The organism is Streptomyces coeruleorubidus (assembly GCF_008705135.1).
Classification (GTDB): Bacteria; Actinomycetota; Actinomycetes; order Streptomycetales; family Streptomycetaceae; genus Streptomyces; species Streptomyces coeruleofuscus.
Window position 1 is genome coordinate 575,751 of the sequence record NZ_CP023694.1, and the last position, 18,651, is coordinate 594,401.

Below are 18,651 nucleotides of genomic sequence, written 5' to 3' on the forward strand. Positions count from 1 at the left end.
GGGGTCCAGGACGTCAGGGCGTGAGCTGCTCGTGCCCTATGACGGAGAGCAGTTCGAGTTTGCTGTGACTCTCCGTGCCGGGGCGAGTGGTCAGCACCACCAGGGTCTGGGCACGGTTCTCGGTGAACAGGACCTGGGCGTCGACGTCGATGCGGCCGAGTTCGGGATGGAGGATGGTCTTGCAGTCGTCGTAGCGCCGGGCGACCTCCTGAAGTTCCCACATACGGACGAACTCGGAGCTGTGCTCCTGGAGTTCGGCGAGGATCCGGGCGGCCCGGGGGGTGTCGCTGCCGGCTGTCAGCGCGGCCCGCAGGCGTGCCGCCTGGGCGCGGCCGTGGCGTTCACGGGCCTCCTCGGGAACCATCAGACGTTCGGACGGGTCCATGAACCAGCGGTAGTAGCCGCTGCGGGCCAGACCGGTGTGGCGGGTCTGGTCGCCGAGCAGCGCGACGGCCAAGGGGTTCATCGCGAGGGTGTCGACCAGGTCGGTCTGCACCAGGGCCGGGGAGTCGTCCAGGCGGTCCAGGACCCGCAGCAGCGTCGGGCTGACATCTTCGGAGCGGTGGAAGCGGGCCGGGGCGTTGTGGCCGATGAGGACGAAGAGATGGTCGCGTTCGTCCAGGGTCAGCCGCAGTGCCCGGGCGAGAGCGGTGGTGATCTGGACGGAGGGCTGCGGAGCACGCTGCTGTTCCAGCCGGGCGTAGTAGTCGGTGGACATGCCGGCGAGCTGCGCGACCTCCTCGCGGCGCAGCCCCTGCGTACGCCTGCGCGGCCCCTCGACCAGCCCGACGTCGCGGGGGCGCAACATCTCACGCCGACGGCGCAGGAATTCCGCCAGTTTCTTCTTGTCCATGCCCCCCATCCTCGCCGCATCCCGCCCGGCTATCCAGGGACCGCCGATCCATGGCTGAGCTCTCCGCTCCCACCCCCGCGAAGGCGCCCCGCACGGCCGACGCCGAGCCGCTCGCAGTGCGACGACCGGGGCGAAGCCGAAGGCGCTTCCTTACTGTTCCGCGTCGGTCATTACAGGTCGGTCAGCTGCCGCTGATCATGGCGAGGACGTCGTCGTAGGAGCCGTTGGCCTCCGCGTCGCGGATGAATTTGGCGCGCTCGACGACAAACTCCTTCGCGTCGGGCTTCTCGCGCAGCAGGTCGAGGGTCTCGGTGAGGAAGTCGTCCAACGGCATGGATTGGTCGCTGTCCTGCTGGCCCAGCAGGGTCGTGCGCACGCCCGGTGGGACCACCTCGATCACCTGGACGCCGGCGTCAGCACCGGCGAGCTGGATGCGCAGGCTCTCGGAGAAGGAGTGCAGCGCGGCCTTGGTCGCGCTGTAGGTCGGGGTGCTCTGGTACGGGACGAACGCCAGCGCGGAGGTGACGTTCATGACGACCGCGTCGTCCTTGCCCACCAGCAGCGGCAGGAAGGCGTACGTCATCCGGATCGTGCCGAGCAGGTTGACCGTGACGTGGTCCTCGGCGACCGGGAGTCCGGCCCGGTCGAGGAGGTCCTCCCGCAGCATGATGCCGGCGTTGTTGACCAGGACGTTCAGCCCCGGGTGGCTCGCTGCAACGGTCTCACGGGCCCGGGCGATCGCGTCGGGGTCCGCGACATCGAGGACGAGCGCGTCGATGCCCGGGTGCTCGGCCGTGATGTCGTCGAGGAGTTCCTTGCGCCGGCCGGCGACGATCACCTTGTTGCCGGCCTCGTGGAGGCGCAGGGCCAGGCCGAGCCCGATGCCCGAGGTGCCGCCGGTGATCAGGATCGTGTTGCCGGTCATCTTCATGGGGTCTCGCTCCTTCGTTACGGCGGGCCGGTGAGCGCCTGCGGCCTCGAACGTAGGGGCGCCCGCGCAGGGGCGGGAGAGGAGGGTTCATCCATGGATCGGCGGTCTCTGCCTGCGTCGCGGCATCGAGTCAAGCTGAGGCGGTGGTGGGCAAAGGGATCCCTTGGCGGGAGTCCCCGGCGCTGCGGCACGGCCGCGGAGGCCGTGCCGCAGGGCGCGGCGTCTGGTCAGCTGTGGAGGGAGCGGTTGGACTCCACAGCCTCGTCCAGCGCGGGCTCGGAGGTGATGACGGCGAAGAGGAGGCCGCCGGTAGGTGACGTATATGCCGTCGAGGGGCGACCGCACTCGACGGGCGGCTACTTGTCGGCGCCGACCTTGGCGGTGTCCAACTCGGCCTGCGGCGGCGTGGTGGTGCGGGAGCGCAGGACCTTGCGGGCCTGTTCGGTGTCGAAGTCGTTCTCCCACTTGCCGATCACGATGGTGGCGACGGCGTTGCCGAGGACGTTGATGAAGACGCGTCCCTCGTTGAGGATGCGGTCGATGCCGACGATCAGGGAGAGGGCGGCGAGCGGGATGTGGCCGACCGCGGTGACGGTGCTGGCGAGGACGATGAACGCGCCGCCCGCGATCCCGGCGGTGCCCTTGCTGGTGAGCATCATGACGCCGACCATGACCAACTGCTGCTGCCAGGACAGGTCGATGCCCATGGCCTGGGCCAGGAAGAGGGAGGCCATCGTCAGGTAGACCGCGGAGCCGTCCAGGTTGAAGGAGAACCCGGAGGGGATGACGATGCCGACCACGGGCCGGCCGATGCCTAGGATCTCCAGTTTGCGTACCAGCTGGGGCAGGACGGCCTCGCTGGAACAGGTGCTGAGGGCGACGAGCAGTTCGGCCTTGAGGAAGCGGATGAGGCCGAACAGGCTCAGGCGGCAGGCCCGCATGATGGCGCCGAGGACGACCAGGACGTAGACGATGCAGGTCGCGGTGAACAGGATGATGAGGTAGCCGAGCTGTTTGAGGCTCTCGGCGCCGTAGGTGGCGACCACGGTGGCCAGGGCGCCGAAGGTGCCCAGGGGCGCGAGCCGCATCACCCAGCCCACGATGCGGAAGACGACGTCCGACAGCGCCTTGATGCCGCGGGTCAGCGGTGCCCCTTCCTCGCCGGCCATGTTCAGGGCCACACCGAAGACGATCGAGACCATCAGCGCGGACAGGATCGCGTCCCCGGTGATCGCGCCCAGCAGGGAGGCGGGGATGAGGGAGGAGACGAAGCCGGTGAAGGTGGCGTGCTCGGTGGCGGTCTCGGGCACGTCGTCGGCGTTCAGTGACGAGGGGTCGACGTGCAGGCCGGAGCCGGGCTGGAAGATGTTGGCGACGACCAGCCCGATCAGCATGGACGCCAGGGACAGCACCAGGAAGTAGCCGATCGCCTTCACACCGATCCGGCCCGCCTTGCGCAGGTTGTCCATGGAGGCGATGCCGGTGGTGACCACGCAGAAGACGACCGGGATCACGATCATCTTGACCAGCGCGATGAACCAGTCGTTGAGCGGCTTCAGGTCCTCACCCAGCCCGGGCGCGAGGATGCCGACGGCGATGCCGAGGACGGCGGCCAGTACGACCTGGAACCACAGCTCCCGTATGAGAAGGCTCAGCCGTGACCGCTGCGGGCGGCCGGCGGTGGTGGTGCTTGTCATCGTTGGTGCTCCCTTGCACGACGATCGTGTGTAGCCCTGTCCCGTGGGGGGTGCGGGGGACGCGAACGTGGCTCGCGCGCCCCCGATCTCGTGTGTGGCGCCCGTATCCGGCGGCGCCGGACGACGGCGCCCGCCCGGTGGCGGGCGCGTCTGTGGTGGGTGCGTCTGCGGTGAGGTGGCGGTCAGCTGTGCAGGGCGCGCAGCACCTTGTAGAAGGCGGCCTTGCTTTCGAAGCCGATGCCGGGGGTGTCTGTCAGGCCGACGCGGCTCTTCTCGACGACGGCGTCGTCGGCGAAGCCGCCGGTGGGCTGGAACTCGCCCGGGTAGGACTCGTTGCCGCCGAGCTTGAGGGCGGCTGCGATGTGCAGGGAGAACTGGTGCCCGCCGTGCGGGATGCAGCGCCTAGATGACCAGCCGTGCTGACGGAGCATGTCCTGGATGCGCAGGTACTCCACCAGACCGTAGGAGAGCGCGGGGTCAACCTGGATGGTGTCGCGGTCGGGGCGCAGGCCGCCGTAGCGGATCAGGTTGCGGGCGTCCTGGAGGGAGAAGAGGTTCTCGCCCGTGGCGATGGAGCCGGTGTAGTGCTCGGCGACGGTGGCGTTGAGGTGGTAGTCGAGCGGGTCGCCGATCTCCTCGTACCAGAACAGCCCGTAGGGCTCGATGGCCCGCCCGTACTCCAGGGCCGTGTCGAGGTCGAAGCGGCCGTTGACGTCGACGGCCAGCCGGGACCCGTCGCCGTCCAGGACGTCGATGACGGCCTCGATACGGCGCAGGTCCTCCGCCAGGTCGGCGCCGCCGATCTTCATCTTGACGACGTCGTAGCCCAGGTCGAGGAAGCCGCGCATCTCGTCCTGAAGGTCGGTGAGCGTCTTGCCCGGGGCGTAGTAGCCGCCGGCGGCGTAGACGAAGACGGACTCGTCGGGCTGCCCGTCGCCGTAGCGCTCGGACAGATACCGGTACAGCGGCTTGCCCTCGATCTTGGAGGCCAGGTCGAACAGGGCCATGTCCACCACACCGACCGCGACCGAGCGCTCGCCGTGCCCGCCGGGCTTCTCGTTGGTCATCATCACGTCCCACGCCTTGGCGTGGTCCAGGCTGCCCTGCTCGTCGAGCAGGCTGCCGGGCTCGGCCTCGAGGAGGCGGGGCAGGACCCGGCGGCGCAGGATCTCTCCGGCGCTGTAGCGGCCGTTGGAGTTGAAGCCGTAGCCCACCACGGGCTTGCCGTCCCGGATGACGTCGCTCTCGATCGCCACGATCGAACAGTCCATGGAGCTGAAGTCGATCCAGGCGTTGCGGATCGAGGAGCTGATCGTAACGACGTCCTCGTAGACGTTGGTGATCTTCACTGCGGAGCCTTTCTCATATCTTATAAGATGCGACGGCTGTTAGACTGGGCTGGTCCGCTGCGGGATGTCAAGGGGTGGGGAACCTCCGGGAAGGAACGGTCAGGAGGCTATGGCAGGACAGAACCTGTTCTTCAGCAAGAGCGACCTCGCCTACGCGGAACTCCGCGATCGGATCCTCTTCGGCACTCTTCCTGCCGGGTCACGGCTCGCCCAGTACGACCTCGCCGAGTCCCTCAACATGAGCATCACGCCCCTGCGCGAGGCCATCCGCCGCCTCAGCAGCGAGGGACTCGTCACCGTCGAAACCCACCGCGACGTCCGGGTCTCCGTGATGAACTCGAACGAGGCCCGCCAGCTGTTCGAGGTCCGCCTGTCCCTGGACCCGACCGCCGCCGAACTCGCCGCCCAGCGACGGACCGACGACGACATCGCCACGATGCGGGCCGCCGTCGACAAGCTCCTCCCCGTCACCCGCCAATGGGGGGAAGAGGCACTCACGGCCCACCGCGCCTTCCACCAGGCGGTGTACCGGGCCTCGCACAACGACGTCCTCATCCGTCTCCTGGACGACCTGTGGGACAAGTCCGACCGCTACCGGCGCCTCGGCCTCGAACTCCCGCCCGGTGACGAACCCCGCACCCGGGACCTACAGGAGCACCACCAACTTGTCTCCCTCATCGTGGACGGCCGCGCCGCCGAAGCCGCCCAGCTGATGCGAGGCCACATCACCCACAGCCTCACCGCCACCGCCATCAGCGCCCTCGAAGACCGCGAGGGCATTCGCGGGACGTGACGCGCGGCGACCGGCGCGGTGATGCATGAGGGGCATTCACCTCTGTTCTGGTGGATGGTGGCGAGGCGCAGGAATGTGGGACGTCCAAGCCCGTCACCCCACCCGGATGCCCACGATGCACGTGTCGTCGTCGGTGTCCGAATTGCTGTAGGTCAGCAGGCGGTCCAGCTGCTGGTCGAGTGTGCTGGGCGCCGTGCGGGCGGTGGTCAGCAGGTGGATCAGGGACTCCTCCACGGACCGGTCGCGGCGTTCGATCAGGCCGTCCGTGTACATCAACAGGGTGTCCCCCTCGGCCAGTTGAATCTCGGCCTCCTCGTACACGACCTCGGGCAGCGCTCCGAGCAGCATCCCCTTGACCAGGGGCAGGGCAGCCGCCTCACTGCCCTGGACGAGCACGGGCGGCAGGTGGCCCGCCCTGGCCCAGCGCAGCGTCCGCAGGGCCGGATCGTACAGACCGCACACCGCCGTCGCGGTGACGGCGCCCGTCAGGTGGTGCGCCACGATGTTGAGCCACGACAGCAGCTGGCCAGGCCCGGCGCCGGTCACCGCCAGGCCACGCAGCGCGTTGCGCAGGACGACCATGCTGGTCGCGGCCTCGATGCCGTGGCCGGCCACGTCTCCCACACACAGCAGCACCTGCCGGGAGGGCAGCACGACCGTGTCGTACCAGTCGCCGCCCACCAGTTGCTCGGTCTCCGCGGGCCGGTAGCGGACGGCCACCTGGAGGCCGGGGACCTGCAACGGTGCCTGTGCGGGCGGCATGATGGCGTGCTGCAACTGGAGGGTGAGCCGGTTGCGTTCGGTAGCCTGCTGCTCGGTGTGCGCCAGCTGGTCGCGGGTAGCGGCGAGCGCCACCTCGGTCCAGTGCTGGGCGGAGATGTCCTGGCAGGCGCCGCGGATCAGGAGCAGCCGGCCGTCGGTGTCGAGTACCGGCTCGGCGACGACGCGGATGTGGCGGGTCACCCCGTCCGGCCGCTGGAGCCGGAAGGCCGCGGCGGCCGGCCGCCGGTGGTGCAGCAGCGTGCGCAGGAAGCGGCGGATGGAGACGCCGTCGTCCGGATGCGCGTGGGCCGGCAGATTCTCCAGGGGCACCGGGGTGCTCGACTGCGGGCGCCCGTAGAGGTCGAACAGCTGCCCGTTCCAGGTGATCTCGCCGGTCAGCAGGTTCTCCTCGAAGCCGCCGATGCGGCCGAGGCGCTGAGCGTGCTGGAGCAGGCTCGCCAGTCGCGCCGTCTCGTCCTCGATGCGCCAGATGAGGAGGACGGTGGTGCCGTGCCGGCTGATACTGATGTCCGCGATCGCCGAGAGGGGGACCTGGTCGACGAGGGCGGTGAGGTTCATCCGGCGGGCCCTGAAGGGCTCACCGGTGGCATACACGCGCTCGATGCGTTGGAACAGCTCGCTGTCCCCCGCGGCCATCGGGTATGCCTCCAGCAGCAGTGCGCCGTTCACGACCGCGCGCGGCCGGCCGGCCGGATCCAGGAAGCGGTTGTTGACGTGCTGGATGCGGAAGTCCACCAGGTGCCCGGCGTCGTCGAGGTGCGGCACCAGGACCAGCGCGGGGTCGTGCAGCCCGTCGGCCAGGTCCATCAGCTCCGCGGCGTCCGGCAGGACGCGCGGTTCCTGGGCGGGACCGTGTTGCAGCGTGTACGTCTCCAGCGTGTGGCCGCACAGCTCCGCCAGGGCCTCCACCTGGCGGATGATCTGCGGGGGCTGCGGCGCCAGGGGCGTCGGCCAGGCGATCTCCAGCACGCCGTGGATGCGGCCCCCGGTGCCGGCGGGCAGGGCGGCCCTGCCTCCTTGCGGATGGTGATGCAGGCCGATGCTGGGCAGTCCGGTCTCCGCGAGGGACGTGATCCACTGCCCCATGCGCTCGGTGAGGCCGCGCCGCGCCACCGTCACCACGTCCGGAGGGACGTAGCGCCAGCGTGCGGCCTCGGCCGGGGAGAACCCGGCGCTGCCCGCCAGGGTGAGCGAACCGTCGGAACCCGCGGCCCAGACGGCCACGGCCACCGCGCCGAGCGGGCGCAGCGCCTGCTCCAGCAGGGCTTCGGCCACTGCCTGGGTGTCGTCCGCGGACAGCGCGCCGCTCTCCGCCGCGCGCAGGCGTACGGCGGCCGACTCGGTCTTCGCCTCGTCCGCTGCCCTGGTGGCGGCGAGGAACGCGTCCGTCACCTCGGACATCCGGTCCCGGGCAGCCTGGTTGATGATGTCGACCGCGAGTTCGAGGGGCGTGACCTGGGCCTGCTCGGCCAGCTCGGCGAGCTGCCGGGCGGCCTGGGCCGGCCCGCACGTCAGCCGTTCGACCAGGATGCCCTTGGCGAGTTCGATCAGGGCGCGCCCCTCGGCATCCGCCTGGGCGGCCCGCACCTCACGGCTGAGCCGTTCCACCGTGGCCGCCAGTCTGCCCACCGGCGAGGCGGGCGGGACACCCACGGGATCCGCGGGTGTCCCGTCGGCGGAGGTCACCGGCGGGGAGGATGATGCCGGGGAAGTGCCGGATTCGAGCTTCGGCTCACCGCCGCGACCCGGTTCGCCCGGATGCTCGGACTTGCTCACGGTGTGAAGGCTCCTCGGCTGAAGCACCCTGGGGCGCGGAACGGCAGGCGCTGCGGGGCGTCCGGCCCACCGGGGTGCGGGACGGGCACCGGCGTGCTCATACGGGCAGCCAGCGCCGGACGCAGGCGATGAGATCGCGTGTGTCGACGGGCTTGGTGACGTAGTCGCTGGCGCCCGAGGCGAGGCTCTTCTCCCGGTCGCCGGGCATCGCCTTGGCCGTGACGGCGATGATGGGCAGCTCGGCGTACTGCGGCATCCTGCGGATCTCGGCCGTCGCGGTGTAGCCGTCCATCTCCGGCATCATCACGTCCATGAGCACGAGCGCGACGTCAGGGTTGTTCACCAGCGTCTCGATGCCCTGGCGCCCGTTCTCGGCGTGCAGGACCCGGAAGCCGTGGAGCTCCAGGATCCCGCTGAGCGCGAAGAGGTTGCGCGCGTCGTCGTCGACGACGAGGACGGTACGGCCCGCCGCCGGCGAGTCGTCGACGGGGTGCGGCGTCACAGGCCGCGGTTCCTCGGGCCGGACCAGGGACAGGACGTCCCCGGGCTCCTCGGCGGACAGGTGCAGGGCGATGCGCTCGCGCAGTTCGTCGAGACTCGACAGGAACTCCAGCGCCCCGCCCGCCGAGCGGGACCGCAACGTCTCTTCCAGGACCAGGTCTGCGCGATGACCGCTGTGCACCAGGACGGGAACACTCGCCAGCGCCGAGTCACCCTCCAGGGCCTCTAGGAACCGGGAGGCCTCGCCTTCCCGCGTGCCCAGATCCAGGACGACGCAGTGGCACGGTTCGGCCGCGAGGGCGCCCGCCGCCTCCTGAGCCCCGACGGCGGTGATGATGTCGACCGCGGGCCGCTGTCCACCGTCTTCACGGCCGTGCGTGAGGTCCGCGACCACGCTCTCCGCGACGAGGGTCAGCAGACCGCGCGGTCTCTCCTCCACGACGAGCAGGCGCCGGGGCCGCGGTCCGGGCCCGATCCGAGGCACCGGCACCCGGCGTGACACCCCCTCGGGGAGGGGCTCGGCCGGGACCCGCTCCGCGGTGCTGCCGTGGCCGAGCAGTTCCTCGAAGTCGGGACGGGCCACGGGCAGGAAGAGCGTGAACGTACTGCCCTGGCCGGGCGTGCTGTCCACCGTGACGGCACCCCCCAGCAGATGGGCGATCTCCCGTGTGATGGACAGGCCGAGACCGGTGCCGCCGTACTTGCGGCTCGTCGTGCCGTCCGCCTGCTGGAAGGCGCCGAAGATCGTCTCCAGCTGCTGCTCCGGGATGCCGATGCCGGTGTCCTTCACACGGAAGGCCACCACGGCGCCGCCCCGGATCACTCCCTCGGGCACCTCCTCGTCCACCGCTGGTTCGATGCTCAGCTGCACGCCGCCCCGCTCGGTGAACTTCACGGCGTTCGACAGGAGGTTGCGCAGCACCTGGCGCAGCCGCGAGTCGTCCGTGAGCAGGTCTGCGGGCGCGCCGGGGGCGGTCGTCACCGTGAAGTCCAGGCTCTTCTGCGTCGTCATGGGCCGGAAGGTGGCCTCGACGTACTCGATGAGCTGGCGCAGCGCCACCCGCTCGGGCGTGACGTCCATCTTCCCGGCCTCGACCTTCGACAGGTCGAGGATGTCGCTGATCAGCTGGAGCAGGTCCGAGCCGGCGGAGTGGATGATCTGCGCGTACTCGACCTGCTTCGGGGTGAGGTTGCGGGACGGGTTCTGGGCCAGCAACTGGGCGAGGATGAGCAGGCTGTTGAGCGGGGTGCGCAGCTCGTGGCTCATGTTCGCCAGGAACTCCGACTTGTACTTCGAGGCCAGCGACAGCTGCTGGGCACGTGTCTCCAGTTCCTGCCGGGCCTGTTCGATCTGCAGGTTCTTCGCCTCGATGTCCCGGTTCTGTGCCACCAGCAGCGAGGCCTTCTCCTCCAGGTCGGCGTTGGAACGCTGGAGTTCCTCCTGCTGTACCTGCAACTCCGCTGACCGGTCCTGGAGTTCGGCCGTCAGGCGTTGCGACTCGGCCAGGAGCTCGTCGGTACGGGCGTTGGCCACGATGGTGTTGACGTTGACGCCGATGGTCTCCATCAGCTGAGCCAGGAAGTCGTGCTGAATCTGGGTGAAGGAGGTGACCGACGCCAGCTCGATGACGCCGAGGACCTGGTCCTCGACCACGATGGGCAGCAGCACGAGCGCGGTCGGCACCACGTGGCCGAGCCCCGAGGAGATGGTCACGTAGTCCGGCGGCAGGTCGTCCACCGTGATGGTGCGCCGGCTGCGGGCGGCCTGACCCACCAGGGTGCGGCCGAAGGCGATGCGTGTGGGCCGGGTGTCGTCCTCCGGGTAGCCGTAGGAACCGACGAGCCGCAGCCGGGGGCCGTCGTCGCCGTCCTCGGCCAGGTAGAAGGCCCCGTACTGGGCCGCCACCAGGGGGACCAGCTCGTCCATGATCAGTTCCGCGACCACGGGCAGGTCGCGGTGGCCCTGCATCAGGCCCGAGATCCGGGCGAGGTTCGTCTTGAGCCAGTCCTGCTCCTGGTTGGCCCGGGTGGTCTCGCGCAGGGACTCCACCATCGAGTTGATGTTGTCCTTGAGCTCGGCGACCTCGCCGGAGGCCTCCACGGTGATCGAACGCGTCAGGTCGCCCTCGGCGACGGCGCTCGCGACCTCCGCGATGGCGCGCACCTGCCGGGTCAGGTTGCCCGCCAGCTCGTTGACGTTCTCCGTCAGGCGCTTCCAGGTGCCGGAGACGCCTTCCACCTCGGCCTGTCCGCCGAGGCGTCCCTCGGTGCCGACCTCGCGGGCGACGCGGGTGACCTCGTCGGCGAACGCGGAGAGCTGGTCGACCATCGTGTTGATCGTCGTCTTGAGTTCCAGGATCTCACCGCGGGCGTCCACGTCGATCTTCTTCGACAGGTCACCCCTGGCCACCGCGGTCGTCACGAGCGCGATGTTGCGCACCTGGCCGGTGAGGTTGTTGGCCATCGAGTTGACGTTGTCGGTGAGGTCCTTCCAAGTGCCCGCGACGTTCGGCACGTGCGCCTGCCCGCCGAGGCGTCCCTCGGTGCCGACCTCGCGGGCCACGCGGGTGACCTCGTCGGCGAAGGCCGACAGCGTGTCGACCATCGTGTTGATGACGTCCGCCAGCGCCGCGACCTCGCCCTTGACCTCGACCGTGATCCGCTGCGACAGGTCGCCGCGCGCCACGGCGGTGGCGACCTGGGCGATGGAACGGACCTGGCCGGTCAGGTTGGAGGCCATGACGTTGACGTTGTCGGTGAGGTCCTTCCAGGTGCCCGACACGCCCCGCACCTGGGCCTGTCCGCCGAGGCGTCCCTCGGTGCCGACCTCGCGGGCCACGCGGGTGACCTCGTCGGCGAACGCCGAGAGCTGGTCGACCATCGTGTTGATCGTGCTCTTCAGCTCGAGGATCTCACCACGCGCGTCGACGGTGATCTTCTGGGAGAGGTCGCCCTGGGCCACCGCGGTCGCCACCAGCGCGATGTTGCGGACCTGGCCGGTGAGGTTGCCCGCCATGAAGTTCACGGAGTCGGTGAGGTCGCGCCAAGTGCCCTTGACACCCTGGACGTCCGCCTGTCCGCCCAGACGACCCTCGGTGCCGACCTCCCGGGCGACACGGGTGACCTCGTCGGCGAACGCCGAGAGCTGGTCGACCATCGTGTTGATCGTGCTCTTCAGCTCGAGGATCTCACCACGCGCGTCGACGGTGATCTTCTGGGAGAGGTCACCCTGGGCCACCGCCGTGGTCACCTGGGCGATGGAACGGACCTGGCCGGTGAGGTTGCCCGCCATGTGGTTGACGGAGTCGGTCAGGTCACGCCAGACACCGGCCACACCCGGCACCTGGGCCTGTCCGCCGAGCCGCCCCTCGCTACCGACCTCCCGGGCCACGCGGGTGACCTCGTCGGCGAACGCCGAGAGCTGGTCGACCATCGTGTTGACGGTCTCCTTCAGCTGCAGGATCTCGCCGCGGGCGGGCACGTCGATCTTCTGGGAGAGGTCGCCCTTGGCCACCGCCGTGGCCACCTGTGCGATGTCGCGGACCTGGGTGGTCAGGTTGCCCGCCATGGCGTTGACCGAGTCCGTCAGGTCGGCCCAGGTGCCCGAGACGCCAGGCACCTCCGCCTGTCCGCCGAGCGTCCCCTCGGTGCCGACCTCGCGGGCCACCCGGGTGACTTCGGAGGTGAACACGGACAGCTGGTCCACCATGCCGTTGAAGACCTTGGCGATGTCGCCCATGAGGCCGTCGGCGTCGACCGGCAGACGGGTGCCGAAGTCCCCGTCCCGGACGGCCGTCAGGCCCGCCAGGAGCCGCCGCAGCTCCTGATCACCCGGGGAGACCTCGTCGCCCCCGGCGCTGTTGCTGGTCATGCGCAACCTCGTTCCGCTCCCCAGGAGTCCTCGTCACCGAGGACTCCGAACCCCCCGAACCGATCGGCGGCCCGGCCGTCGTGCGTGCAGTTCCGCAGTTCACGGACGTACGCAAGGTGAAAAATACGCCGCAGGTTAACCCAGGTTCCAGGCGCGGAACAAAGCACCGGACCCAGCCGGGAACCGTGGGAATAAGGACAGCACGGAACGCGCATGCCCGTGCGGAACGGGGGTACTGGACACGGTTTCGCAGCCGGAGATGCGCGTCCTCGCAGTGGTGCGGTGGCGGGTGCTCACCGACGTGATGAAGCCGCCGATCTCGCACCGGTCGGCCGGGGCGCCGCACGGACGAGGGGCGTGTCAGGCTCAGACGGGTGGGTGCTGGAGGTCGGCATCGAGTTCGTCCCCGGTGCCTCCCGCCGGTGGCGCAAGCCCGCGTGCCTGCACCGTGCCCGCCGGCTCAGAGCGGCCGCGGCCGACGCGCGAGAACGGCGAGCGCGCCTCGATCCCCGGCAGCGTCCGCGCCGCCCTCCCGTCCTCCCTGTCAGGCGTCAGGCGTCAGGCGTCAGCGGGTGGTGAGCATGCCTTCCCGCAGTCGGGCAAGGGTGCGGGACAGGAGCCGGGAGACGTGCATCTGGGAGACGCCCAGGCGTTCGCCGATCTGGGCCTGGGTGAGTTCCTCGACGAACCGCATGTGGATGATCTGCCGGTCGCGCTCGTCGAGTTCCGCGAGCAGCGGGGCGAGGGCGTGGAAGTCCTCCACCAGCTCCAGGTCCGTGTCCAGGGCGCCGATGAAGTCCTGCAACGCGGCTTCGCCGTCCTCGCTGCCGTTGATCGTGGCGTCCAGGGAGGCGGAGTTGTAGCCGTTGGCGGCCAGGCGGGCCTCGCGGACCTCGGCCTCGGGCAGGCTCATCAGCTCCGACAGCTCCTTGACCGTCGGGGTGCGGCCCAGTCGGCTGCGCAGTTCCTCGGTGGCGCGGGCCAGCTGGACGCGGGCTTCCTGCAGCCGTCGCGGGACGTGCACGGCCCAGGTGGTGTCGCGGAAGAACCGCTTGATCTCGCCGACGATGTACGGGATGGCGAAGGAGGTGAACTCCGCCTCCCGGGACAGCTCGAAGCGGTCGATCGCCTTGATCAGCCCGATCATGCCGACCTGGACGATGTCCTCCATCTCCTCCGGCCCGCGGCTGCGGAACCGGCCGGCCGCGAAGCGGACCAGGGACATGTTCATCTCGATCAGCGTGTTCCGCGCGTACTGGTACTCCGGGGTGCCCTCCTCCAGCACGGCCAGCTGCTGGAAGAACAGCTTCGAAAGTTCGCGGGCGTCCTTGGGCGCCACCCGGGACGGGTCGGCGACCTCCGGCAGCTCGGCCGTCCGCGTCTGTGCTGCCGCCATGCTCGTGGGCGCCATGCCGTTCCCCTCCCAGATCGATCCCGCCGCCGCGGCCGGCCGAAGCGGCCGACGACGCAGCGTCTACCCCCTCATCCTGCACCCACGCCTCATCTTCTCGGTCACTGCGGCTTGCCCGACTGCGAGCTGCCCATCCACGAGTTGCCGAGATCCGAGATCGTCGAGGATTCCCTGCCGATCGCGTCGGCATCGCCGTCGCCCGCGACACTGCACGCCGGAACCGCGCCCGTCCCCGCCTCTCGCCTCTCGCCTCTCGCCTGCCGTCGTCGCCCCCCGGCCGGCCGCTGCTACTGAGGGCGGCGTCCGGTGATGTCACCGTCCAGATCGTCGGGGAGGGCGATGCGGGCGGTGATGCGTTTGCCGACCGGCTCCCGCTGGACCTCGAAACCCTGGGCGACGGCCATCACGATCTCCAGGCCGTGCTGCCCGACCCTGCCCGCATCGGCAGCACGGGCCACCGGCAGGACCGGATCGCTGTCCCACACGACCACTTCCACCACAGCGCCGGAAATGCGCAGTTCCATCAGCACCGGCCCGGGCGCGTACTTGCGGGCGTTGGTGACCAGCTCGCTGACCACCAGCTGAGTCAGGTCCATCGCACGTGCGGACACCGGCAGGCCGTGCTCAGCCTGGACGCGGGCAAGGAAATTCACCGCCCGGTGACGTGCCTCGGCGATACAGGATCCGTCACCGTCCAGGGCAACCGTGTCACGCATCGGATGGGCACCAGGCATCACGCTGCCCTCACCATCGGGAACTGATTCCGTCGGCTCCACCCTTTCCCCCGTTCACCCGCGTGCGCTTACCCCGGATTCTGCCTCGCATGCCCCTTCAGCTCTGTTACACAGAGGACCGAACGGGTGTTCACCGTAATATCAGGGGCAGGCCTCCAACGCACATCGTGTCGGAGCCTTAAGCCCCCCATCAGCGAGCGCAGGCGAGGAAACGGTGACAGACACTCACGGAGCACCCCGGCCCGGCCTGTCAGTCGACCACACCGCCGCCGACGACATCCGGGTGGTCACTCTGCGCGGCGAGATCGACCACGCCGTCACGAACGAGCTCACCGAGGCCCTGCTGTCCTACGGCAGCGTGACGCGGCCGCGGACCGTGGTGGACCTCAGCGGCGTGACCTTCATGGACTCCAGCGGAATCAACGTCCTCATCGCCGCCCAACAGAGCATGAGTGACGCCCAGGGATGGCTACGCATTGCCGGCGCCCAGGCATCGGTGCTGCGGGTCCTTGAGCTCGTCGGCCTGGACCAGGTCATCGACTGCCATTCCACCGTCGAACAGGCTCTGAACGCCTGACCCACGCCGTGCCCGGCCCACGGCGCTCCACCCGGCTTCCACGTCCGGGGCGTCCTGCCGGTGTGGACGCCGCTGCACGGCCGCGTCCAGCTCCCGTTGGTGTGCTGGGACACCTCACGCAGCATCCCGAACCCGGCCACCGGCACCAGCTGGTGGATCGCGGTGAGTACCCCGATGGCCTGGTCCACCGTCGCATGGGAGTCGATCGCATGCCGCAGCTGCGCGTTCTCCCGTTCCAGGCAGGCGTGCGTGACGTCGTCACGAGTGCCGCCGGGCAAGGGCCGCGGCACGCGGGAAGTCGTCATGCTGGTCTCCATACGAGGGCAAGGCTTCCCTGTACACCTGCCCCCTACCGCGACAGCAAGACGCCCCGCTGCGCCGCACGAAGAACTCGCCCCTGAGGGGTCGATCGTGCGCCGGCGGAAGGCGTCGGTCGTGTCACGTACTGCCGGTACCTGCGGCCTCGCTGCGGAGAACTCGACTGAACCGACAGCCGCCCACCGGCCCGGCGGTGAGGTGAACACGTGGAGAAACTGGGTTCAATGCCCGCAACGGCAGTGGAGAAACCAGGAAAATCGACCGTGTGTTCTTGCATTCGCCGGGCACGAGGAGCGGCGGAGGTTGATAACTATGGTTCCCCTGCTTCTCGTTCTTCTGCTGGCTCTGATCCTCTTCGGCGCGGGTTTCGCGCTGAAGGCACTGTGGTGGATCGCCGTCATCGTGCTGGTCGTCTGGCTGCTGGGCTTCGTCATGCGCTCCGCGGACACGGGCGGCCGCAAGGGCCGCTGGTATCGCTGGTAACCCGCCAAGCAGCAGCACGCCTGTGGGCTCCGGAGGTATCCGGAGCCCACAGGCATGTCTCGGATCGGCAACGCTGCGCAGGATCTGCACCACCGGGGAGAGCTCCGCGAGCTGCTCCACGATCTGCCGGTAGGTCTCCTCCGGCAGCCTGTCCGGACAGCGCACACGCATCACCGTCGCTCCCCCGCTCGCCGGTTCTTCTGCACTCATGGCAGAGTCCAGGTCCACGTCGGCGACTGCTGCGCCGCAGGCAACCGCTCTCGCTCTCGCTTACGGAGCGGCAACGGAACCTTGCGGGGTCGGCCGTGGTGCGGCTTGGGCCGTTGCTCGCACTCGAGCCTGTGGCCCGCCCCGCGGATGCCGCAGACCGGTTGTGGATCATGGACGGCACGCTGATCCCGGTGCGACCGGAGTGTAGCGGCCTCCAGCCGCAACTACCGGTTCTCGGCGAACGTACAGGTCATCGTGGACGCCGACACCCGGCTGGTGATCGCGGCCGCGCGACCGGTGCCGGGCACCACGGCGGACGCCCACGCCTGGCGGTCGTCCGGGCTGAGCCGGCACTGCCAGGGTGTGACCGTCCTCGGCGACGGTGCCTATCTCAACTGCGGGATGCACGTCATCCCCGAGCCGAAGCTGTCGTTTCCCCCACGACTCGACCTACGAGCATCCAAGCCGAAAGTCATATGACCGACAGCTCTAGGGCCTATCAGTCGCCTTTCCGCCAGCGGGCGCGCAGCCTGAACGCCGCGCCCTTCGGCCGACGTTCGCGGGTGAATACTCCCTTCTTGTTGCCGTCGACACGGAAGACGCCGGGCGCCGTGGCGAAGTCGGCGAAGTTCCAGACCTGCTCGCCGACGACCGCGTCGACACGGTCGAACACCCGGTGATACACGTCGAGCAGTTCGGTCTGGTACTCCTCGGTCCACGGGCTGGGTACGACGCTACGCAGTCCGGGGTAGGCGTCCGCTCCGTACTCGGTGATGACGATGGGCTTGTCGTGCACGGCCCACTGCCGCAGTTCCGCTTCCAACTCCGTCTCTGCCGCCGCCAGGTCGTCGGGGCCGAAGTACCAGCCGTAGTAACGGTTGAGGAGCACGACGTCGAACAGGTCGGTGACCACACACTGGTCCGGCTTCCCCATGAGCGCGTTGACGTAGGCGACGGGCCGTGAGGGATCCAGTCGGCGTGCCTCGGCCGCCAGCGGTGCGAAGTAGTCGCGCGCCTCTGGTTGGACGTTGTCCGGCTCGTTGGCGATGGACCACAGCACGACACTCGGATGGTTCTTGTCGCGCGTCACGAGCTCCCTTACCGCCTGCATGTGCGTGCGAAGTGTGCTCTCACCCACGGTGTCGGGCGAGAACGTCGACGCCTTACGGCCGGAGCCGAAAACACCTCCCGCGATGTTCAGGTTCAGGCCGACGGCTGCCGTCTCGTCGATGACCACCACACCCTGTCGGTCCGCATAGTCCAGCACCTCCTCTGCATAGGGGTAGTGCGAGGTGCGGAACGAGTTCGCGCCGGTCCACTCCAGCAGGGCGAAGTCATGCACCATCAGGACGTCGTCATGAGCCCTGCCGCGCACGGCGGCGTCCTCGTGCTTGCCGAAACCCTTGAAATAGAACGGGACTCCGTTGATCAGGAACTCCTTGCCCCGTACCTCCACCGTGCGCACCCCCACGGACTGCCGGTAACTGTCGACGAGGTCGCCGGAGGTACTCCACAGCGTGGCCTCGAGTTCATAGAGGTAGCCGTCGCCGGGCGCCCAGGGGTGCACGTCCGCGATCTTCAGGGTCCCCTCCGCCCCGGTGGCGGCATGGACCTCGACCCCGGAGGCATCACGCAGTGAGACACGCACCACGTGCTCTTCGGCTTGTGCGCTGCTGTCCACGCGGTAGGCGACGAGGCCGGTCGTGTCCTTCAGGCTGGTGGTCACGGTGATGTCGGTGATGTGGACGGGGGGCGTGGTGTACAGCCACACGGGCCGGTGCAGACCCGCGTAGTTGAAGAAGTCGTGGAAGTAGTGCTGCACCCTGCGGCCGTCCGCTCGTTCCTCCACTCGGCCAGGTGGTATCGACTCCCAGGTCAGTTCGTTGTTGACCACGACGGTGACACGGTTCTCGGCACCCGGCCGCAAGTGCGCCGTGACGTCGGCCTCGAAGGGGGTGTAGCCGCCTTCGTGCTGGGCGACCTCCACATCGTTGACCCAGGCGGTGGCACGATGCGTCGCGGCGTCGAAGCGGAGTACCGTCCGTTCCCCCGCCCACCGGGCAGGAACCCATACCTGCCTCTGGTACCAGACGTCCCCGACATGGTCACGAACGGTTGTGTCCGGGAAGATGTCGTTGTAACTGGCCGGCACCGGGATGTCAACGGCGCTCGCGAGCTGCGAGCGCCACCAGCCCTCGGCCCGGCCGGCCCCCTCCGCGTCCAGGCGGAAGCTCCACAGGCCGCCGAGAGAGCGGCGTTCACGAGTGGGGCCATCCTGGGGACGAAGCATGGTGGGTTCTCCTGTTGTATGTGCGCGTGTCGACGCGGCAGTCGAAAAAGGCAGAAAGTGAAGGGCGCCCAGGG

General features: G+C 69.2%; 12 protein-coding genes and 2 pseudogenes. 4 read left to right on the top strand and 10 right to left on the bottom strand.

Annotation, left to right across the window (positions count from 1 at the left end; genetic code table 11):
- Positions 1 to 13 precede the first annotated feature (13 nt).
- The 4 genes from CP976_RS02740 to CP976_RS02755 all read right to left on the bottom strand — a co-directional run bounded on the left by CP976_RS02740 (position 14) and on the right by CP976_RS02755 (position 4,830).
- A complete protein-coding gene (locus CP976_RS02740; RefSeq protein WP_150478840.1) occupies positions 14 to 853 on the bottom strand; it encodes a helix-turn-helix transcriptional regulator in 840 nt (279 codons plus the stop codon).
- A gap of 181 nt (positions 854 to 1,034) precedes the next feature.
- Entirely contained in the window at positions 1,035 to 1,784 is a 750-nt protein-coding gene (locus tag CP976_RS02745; RefSeq protein ID WP_150478841.1) for an SDR family oxidoreductase, read from the bottom strand.
- Positions 1,785 to 2,140: 356 nt separating this feature from the next.
- The gene (locus tag CP976_RS02750) at positions 2,141 to 3,481 is read right to left on the bottom strand and encodes a cation:dicarboxylate symporter family transporter (RefSeq protein WP_150478842.1); all 1,341 of its coding nucleotides are present in this window, start codon (positions 3,479 to 3,481) and stop codon (positions 2,141 to 2,143) included.
- A 182-nt stretch (positions 3,482 to 3,663) separates the two neighbouring features.
- Entirely contained in the window at positions 3,664 to 4,830 is a 1,167-nt protein-coding gene (locus CP976_RS02755; RefSeq protein WP_150478843.1) for a mandelate racemase/muconate lactonizing enzyme family protein, read from the bottom strand.
- 109 nt (positions 4,831 to 4,939) lie between these two features.
- Here CP976_RS02755 and CP976_RS02760 point away from each other — a divergent pair, with 109 nt between their 5' ends.
- Positions 4,940 to 5,623, top strand: coding sequence for a GntR family transcriptional regulator (locus CP976_RS02760; RefSeq protein ID WP_150478844.1), 684 nt, complete (start codon positions 4,940 to 4,942; stop codon positions 5,621 to 5,623).
- Between the two features lie 93 nt (positions 5,624 to 5,716).
- Here the strand turns inward: CP976_RS02760 and CP976_RS02765 are convergent, their stop codons facing one another.
- The 4 genes from CP976_RS02765 to CP976_RS02780 all read right to left on the bottom strand — a co-directional run bounded on the left by CP976_RS02765 (position 5,717) and on the right by CP976_RS02780 (position 14,699).
- Positions 5,717 to 8,182, bottom strand: coding sequence for a SpoIIE family protein phosphatase (locus CP976_RS02765; protein ID WP_373304883.1), 2,466 nt, complete (start codon positions 8,180 to 8,182; stop codon positions 5,717 to 5,719).
- Between the two features lie 97 nt (positions 8,183 to 8,279).
- On the bottom strand, positions 8,280 to 12,554 hold the full coding sequence (locus CP976_RS02770; protein WP_150478845.1) for a HAMP domain-containing protein: 4,275 nt from the start codon (positions 12,552 to 12,554) through the stop codon (positions 8,280 to 8,282).
- A gap of 565 nt (positions 12,555 to 13,119) precedes the next feature.
- Positions 13,120 to 13,965, bottom strand: a complete 846-nt coding sequence (locus CP976_RS02775) for an RNA polymerase sigma factor SigF (protein WP_150478846.1) — start codon at positions 13,963 to 13,965, stop codon at positions 13,120 to 13,122.
- A 287-nt stretch (positions 13,966 to 14,252) separates the two neighbouring features.
- Positions 14,253 to 14,699 (bottom strand): ATP-binding protein, encoded by a 447-nt coding sequence (locus CP976_RS02780; RefSeq protein WP_150485186.1) that lies wholly within the window; start codon positions 14,697 to 14,699, stop codon positions 14,253 to 14,255.
- 214 nt (positions 14,700 to 14,913) lie between these two features.
- On the opposite strand from CP976_RS02780, the gene CP976_RS02785 reads away from it, so the two are divergent.
- Positions 14,914 to 15,276, top strand: coding sequence for an STAS domain-containing protein (locus CP976_RS02785; RefSeq protein WP_150478847.1), 363 nt, complete (start codon positions 14,914 to 14,916; stop codon positions 15,274 to 15,276).
- 107 nt (positions 15,277 to 15,383) lie between these two features.
- Here CP976_RS02785 and CP976_RS02790 read toward each other — a convergent pair.
- Positions 15,384 to 15,593, bottom strand: a pseudogene (locus CP976_RS02790) (ANTAR domain-containing protein); the annotation flags it as partial.
- A gap of 313 nt (positions 15,594 to 15,906) precedes the next feature.
- Here CP976_RS02790 and CP976_RS02795 point away from each other — a divergent pair.
- Positions 15,907 to 16,077: a DUF5670 family protein gene (locus CP976_RS02795; RefSeq protein ID WP_030933194.1), complete on the top strand. Its 171-nt coding sequence runs from the start codon at positions 15,907 to 15,909 to the stop codon at positions 16,075 to 16,077.
- A 305-nt stretch (positions 16,078 to 16,382) separates the two neighbouring features.
- Positions 16,383 to 16,734: pseudogene (locus tag CP976_RS02800) on the top strand (transposase family protein); the annotation flags it as partial.
- A 52-nt stretch (positions 16,735 to 16,786) separates the two neighbouring features.
- Here the strand turns inward: CP976_RS02800 and uidA are convergent.
- Positions 16,787 to 18,577, bottom strand: a complete 1,791-nt coding sequence (gene uidA, locus CP976_RS02805) for a beta-glucuronidase (protein WP_150478848.1) — start codon at positions 18,575 to 18,577, stop codon at positions 16,787 to 16,789.
- Positions 18,578 to 18,651: the final 74 nt, after the last annotated feature.

Coding starts and splice junctions, on each gene's coding strand:
- uidA (WP_150478848.1), bottom strand. CDS start 18,577: ATGCTTCGTCCCCAGGATGGCCCCACTCGTGAACGCCGCTCTCTCGGC.
- CP976_RS02750 (WP_150478842.1), bottom strand. CDS start 3,481: ATGACAAGCACCACCACCGCCGGCCGCCCGCAGCGGTCACGGCTGAGC.
- CP976_RS02775 (WP_150478846.1), bottom strand. CDS start 13,965: ATGGCGCCCACGAGCATGGCGGCAGCACAGACGCGGACGGCCGAGCTG.
- CP976_RS02740 (WP_150478840.1), bottom strand. CDS start 853: ATGGACAAGAAGAAACTGGCGGAATTCCTGCGCCGTCGGCGTGAGATG.
- CP976_RS02770 (WP_150478845.1), bottom strand. CDS start 12,554: ATGACCAGCAACAGCGCCGGGGGCGACGAGGTCTCCCCGGGTGATCAG.
- CP976_RS02795 (WP_030933194.1), top strand. CDS start 15,907: ATGGTTCCCCTGCTTCTCGTTCTTCTGCTGGCTCTGATCCTCTTCGGC.
- CP976_RS02745 (WP_150478841.1), bottom strand. CDS start 1,784: ATGAAGATGACCGGCAACACGATCCTGATCACCGGCGGCACCTCGGGC.
- CP976_RS02760 (WP_150478844.1), top strand. CDS start 4,940: ATGGCAGGACAGAACCTGTTCTTCAGCAAGAGCGACCTCGCCTACGCG.
- CP976_RS02780 (WP_150485186.1), bottom strand. CDS start 14,699: ATGCCTGGTGCCCATCCGATGCGTGACACGGTTGCCCTGGACGGTGAC.